At 70.0% G+C, this 4,823-nt stretch carries 4 protein-coding genes and 1 pseudogene; 4 read left to right on the forward strand and 1 reads right to left on the reverse strand.

Annotated elements, in window-relative coordinates; genetic code table 11:
- Positions 1–238: 238 nt before the first annotated feature.
- The 4 genes from IF43_RS0135100 to IF43_RS42295 all read left to right on the forward strand — a co-directional run bounded on the left by IF43_RS0135100 (position 239) and on the right by IF43_RS42295 (position 4,360).
- Complete coding sequence (locus IF43_RS0135100) at positions 239–1,504, forward strand: ATP-binding protein (protein WP_030210837.1); 1,266 nt, start codon at positions 239–241, stop codon at positions 1,502–1,504.
- Positions 1,505–1,660: 156 nt separating this feature from the next.
- Positions 1,661–3,238 (forward strand): Mu transposase C-terminal domain-containing protein, encoded by a 1,578-nt coding sequence (locus IF43_RS37365; RefSeq protein ID WP_051796836.1) that lies wholly within the window; start codon positions 1,661–1,663, stop codon positions 3,236–3,238.
- On the forward strand, positions 3,235–4,002 hold the full coding sequence (locus tag IF43_RS0135110; protein ID WP_030210842.1) for an ATP-binding protein: 768 nt from the start codon (positions 3,235–3,237) through the stop codon (positions 4,000–4,002). The genes IF43_RS37365 and IF43_RS0135110 overlap by 4 nt, the downstream gene beginning before the upstream one ends.
- 139 nt (positions 4,003–4,141) lie before the next feature.
- Positions 4,142–4,360, forward strand: coding sequence for a hypothetical protein (locus IF43_RS42295; protein ID WP_030210843.1), 219 nt, complete (start codon positions 4,142–4,144; stop codon positions 4,358–4,360).
- Positions 4,361–4,726: 366 nt separating this feature from the next.
- Here the strand turns inward: IF43_RS42295 and IF43_RS40175 are convergent.
- Positions 4,727–4,823, reverse strand: a pseudogene (locus IF43_RS40175) (XRE family transcriptional regulator); the annotation flags it as partial.

Genomic DNA, 4,823 nt, shown 5'->3' on the forward strand with positions numbered 1-4,823 from the left:
TGTGAGTGGGTGGGGTGGTGGCAGCGGTTGGGCGTCAGCGGGTGCGCGGGGGCTGGCCGGTGTGGGGGCTTGTTGTGGCTCGGTGTTTTCGTGGCAGTGGTCGTCTCGGGCTGTTGATCTTGGCTGTCGTGAGGTGACCAAGCGGCTGCCATGGGGTGGCTGGCACGTTGGTGGATGGCTGTCATGGGTTTGCCTATTTCTGTGTTCGTTGCCGTGGTCGCCGGGTGTGGTGGCGGGTATGGGCGAGGAGTTGCGGCTGGCGCGTGGTGTGGTGATGCGTCGGTTGTTGGCGGTGGATCAGGGGCCTGGGTCGGTGTCCGCGCTGCATGTGCAGGTGATGGCTGAGGCTGCGGGGGTGTCGGTCAGGACGGTGTGGCGGTGGTTGTCCGAAGCGCGGGAGGGTCGGCTGGAGCCTGCAGGGCGGCAGGACAGGTTCACGCTGGATGACGAGCAGTGGCAGGTTCTGGCGGAGGTTGGCGGGAACGTCGCGGCGCTGTATCGGCGGCTGACGGCTGACGGGTTGTCCTCGTCCACGAGTGTGCCGTCGCTGGGGACGTTGCACCGTGCGGTCCAGCGGGATCTGCGTGCTGGCCGGGTTTTGGAGGTGGCTCGGCCGTCACGGAACCGGGTCGAGGCGGGCCGCTATGACCGGGTGCTGGCCGGGTTGAAGCTTGCGCGGGTGGGTGACGGCCTGCCGGTGGTCGACGCGGATCCAGTAGTTCCGGCTGTTGCCGTGTCTGATGAGCCGGCTACGCCGCTGCCTCGGGGTGGCGTGCGGTTGTTTGTGCCGGGTGCGCGTGTGGTGTCGACAGCCCCGGTGGCTGCCGTGGTGGAAGCAGCGGGGCACACGGTGGCGGCGCGGGGGATTGGGTGTGTGTTCGGGGATCCGGGGGTGGGGAAGACGGTGGCGGTGCAGCAGGCGCTGCATCTGCTGCCTGATCGGGTGGCGGTGTGGCGGGCGGTGGTCGCCGTGAAGCCGGGCCTGCCGCAGATGCGTGCGTCGTTGCTGGAGGCGCTGGGGCTGGCAGCGGGTTCTCTGTCTCATCGTGCGCAGCCGGCCGACCGTGCGCTCGGAGAGGCGCTGCGCCAGCCCGGGGTGCTGTTCCTCGACGACGCACAGCGCTTGTCGCCGTCGCTGCTGGACTACCTACGCCTCCTATGGGACGAGCCGGGGACCGCTGCCGCGCTGCTGCTGTGCGGGGCGGGTGCGGAGCGGGTGATCGCGCGGGCACCGGCGTTGAGGTCGCGGGTGCTGACCTGGCACCAGGTCCCCGGACTGGGCCAGGAGCGGCTCGCGGAGACGCTGGCGATGTTCCATGACGTGTGGGAGGGCGTCGATCCGGTGGATGTGGGATGGGCGGATGCGACGGTGGCGCGGGGCAACTTCCGTACCTGGGCGAAGATCACCTCCCACGTCTACGCCCTGTCGAAGCGCGGCCGGGATGTACAGGTGGACCGGGCGCTGGTCGAGCAGGCCTGTGCCCGGCTGGGCCCTTACCCGTAGCGCCCGGCGGGGCGGGATCGGAAGGGGGAGGGCCAAGGCGGGGCGGCAAAGGGCGGTTCCATGATCAACTCATCCGAGGCGGGGGCACCGCTGGACGTGTCAAAACCGATGCCCGAGCTCCAGGGGCAGGCGCTCGCGGCGTTACGCGGCCCTGCGGTGCAGCGGTTGTTGCGGCTGCGGGCCCAGGGACGGCTGTCGCGGGGGCATGTGCGTCTTGCGGGGGAGTGTCTGGGGGTGTCGGAGCGGACGGTGTGGCGGTGGCTCGCGCAGGCCGAAGCCGATCCAGATGCGGGGCCTGTTCCGGGTACCCGGTCGGTGGACCGGTTCGAGGTGACGCCGGAGGTACGTGTGCTGCTCGCGTACTGGCGGGGGAACGCCTCCGCGGTCCACCGGCAGCTGATGGCCCGCGCCCGGACGGCAGCCGACGAGCCGGCCCTCGTGGTTCCGGGCGGTGCGCCGACAGACGCGGTCCCTCTACTGGATCCGGTGCCGTCGTTGTCGACGTTCCTGCGCGCGGTGCGCCGTGACCTGACCGCGGGTGAACGCGCGGGTCTGGCCCGCGGGCCGGAGGCCGCCCGGGCCCACGACGTGTTCGGACGTCGCCCGGTGCAGTGGCGGAACCAGACCTGGGAGGCCGACCACGTCCAGGCGCCGCTTGTCGTCGACGCGGACGGGGAGCTGGTGCGCCCGTGGGTGACGTGGTTCATCGACGTCGCGACGAAGACCATCACCGGCACCGCGGTCACCCCCGGCCATCCCTCAAGGGCCTCGATCCTCGCGGCCTTGCGCGCCGCGGTGCTGCGCACCGGACCGTACGGGCCCGCGGGCGGCATCCCTGAGCACGTGCGGGTCGACCGCGGCCGGGACTTCCTGTCGAAGACGGTCCTGGCCGCCTTCACCGACCTGAAGACCAAGTGCGAGGATCTGCCTGCCTACAGCCCCCATTTGAAGGGCACGGTGGAGAACCTCAACCGGTGTGTGGACCGCATGCTCTTCGCTGTCTTGCCCGGCTACACCCTCACTCCCAAGCCCCGGCCCGCCAAGAAGAAGCGCGACCCTGACGAGCCGGTGCCGCTGACCTTCGCCGAGTTCACTGCCGAGGTCCTCGACTGGGCATGGTGGTGGAACAGCGAGCACCGCCCAGCCGGCCTGAATGGCCGGACCCCCGTCGAGGCCTGGCAGGCCGACCCCACCCCCCTCTCGGACATCCCCGAGGCCGCCTTGTGGGGGCTGATGCTGGAGGACGACGGCCGGGTCCGGAAACTGAGCAGCCACGGGGTCCGCTGGCGCGGCCGGGACTACCTCGGCGCGTGGATGGCCGGCCAGGCAGGCCGCCCCGTCAGGATCCGGCACATGCCCCACCACGACCACGAGATCGAGGTCTGCGACCCGGCCGGCCGCCACCTCGGCACCGCCCACCTCGCCGACGCCGCCACGCCCGAGCAACTCGACGAGCTACGCCGCACCCGTACCGCGCGGGCCCGCCGCCTGCGCGAGGACGCCAAGAAGGCGGAGGCCCTGCGCCGCCAGCGCTTCGCCCCGGCTACGGCGCCCACGCGCGCGCAGCGCCTGGGCGCCGTCACAGCGGCCGAAGCCGCTCGGGAACTCGACGCAGCCGCCGACAGCGACATGGCCGCCTTGGCCCTGCCGGACTTCATCCCGCCCGCTCCTCCGCCCGACGACTGGAACACCCCCGCATCCCTGCGCACCGCCCCCCGTAAGGAGAAGCGATGACGAGCCAGCTGCCGCCGCGGGAGACCGATCACTACACCCAGCTCGCGGACGCCGCGGTCGTCACGACCAGGGCGCTCTTGGCGGCACGGGAGAACATCGCCGACACGATCGAGGCCAGGGCGATGATGTGCCTTCATGGTCCGGCTGGCGTCGGCAAGACGCTGGCGGTGAACGTCTGCCTGCGTGAGCTCGAGCGGACCCGATGCGAGGGAGTCTGCCGGATCGCCTTCCGCGCCCGCCCCACGGCCCGTGCGGTGCGTCATGAGCTCTTCACTGCGCTCGGTTTGCCGGGCGAACCTCCGCGTCACCCGTCCGAGTTCGACCGGCTGCTCCTGGACTCGCTGGCCGTGCAACCGCGTACGCTGGTCGTGGACGAAGCCCAATGGCTCAATCGAGAGACGTTCGAATACTTCCGATACGCGTGGGATCACCCGTACTCGCAGATTGCGATCATCTTCGCCGGTGGCGAGGGAGCTCACACGGTGCTCCGGAAGGAGCCGATGCTCTCCTCCCGCATCTTCATCTGGCAGCACATCACCAAGCTCACCTTGGACGAAGTTCAGCAGGTCATCCCGCTCTACCACCCCATCTGGGCACGGACCGATCCCGCAGACATCGCCTTCGCCGACCGTCATGCGGCGCACGGCAACTTCCGGAACTGGGCCCGCCTGACCGCTCATACCCTGACCGCGCTCGCACGGACAGGCCGGGACCACCCCGACCAGGAAGTGCTCCGCTGGGCCTTCAGTAAGCTGGGCAGCTGACACCTCCCTGCGGCGGCCTCGGGGTTCACCTTCTCTGCTCACGATCGGCGCCACGGCGACCCAGCTGCGCAATCCATCAGTTCCAGAATCAATCCGAAACTAAAAATGAAGCATCAGCTGAGTGAGGTAGGTTGTCAGCGTGGCTGATGCTTCCGAGTACGAGAACGCCATGCCGTGGGTCCAGGAACAGGTGACTCGATACGAAAAGGCCTTGGCGGAGATCCGCGTAACGCATGCTGGCAGGTCGGCACCGGAGGTGAAAGCGGCCCTCCTGGCCGCTGGCGAGAGGCATGGCGTGCGCATCGCCAACGAGGTCGCGCAGGACGCGGCCGAACGTATCGCTGACGGCACGCTGTAGACAACCAGCCCCCAGATAAACCTTCAGACGGGATCCCGGCAGTACGCCACTCGCTTCCCGTAGCCAGCCGCCCGCGGAGCGGGCTTGTCCTGGAGGCGAAGCCGAAAGGACCAGGTGGGGGAGCGAAGCGGACCCGCCCAACAGGCCGAAGGCCTGGACCTCGTGAAACGAGGTCATCTCCCGGGCGAAGCCCGGGAGATCCGGCGCTGGCGAAGCCAGGCCACTCGGGTGAAGCGAAGCGGAACCCGAGCAGTCCGAAGCGAAGCGCAGGACTCCGGCCCGCAGGGCCGGCCCTGGCTCGGCGAAGCCGAGCCCCGCCGAGCGCAGCGAGGCGGTTCGCTGGCACAGCGCGCAGCGCTGTGGGACCCGCTCGTCGAGGATCCCGGCCCGTACGTAGAGCGTCTCGGCGGAGATCCGCAGCGCCTTGGCCAGCTGCTGGAGGATCTCGGCGCTGGGCTTGCGC

Source organism: Streptomyces sp. NRRL S-87, assembly GCF_000719335.1.
In the GTDB taxonomy this organism is placed as follows: Bacteria; Actinomycetota; Actinomycetes; order Streptomycetales; family Streptomycetaceae; genus Streptomyces.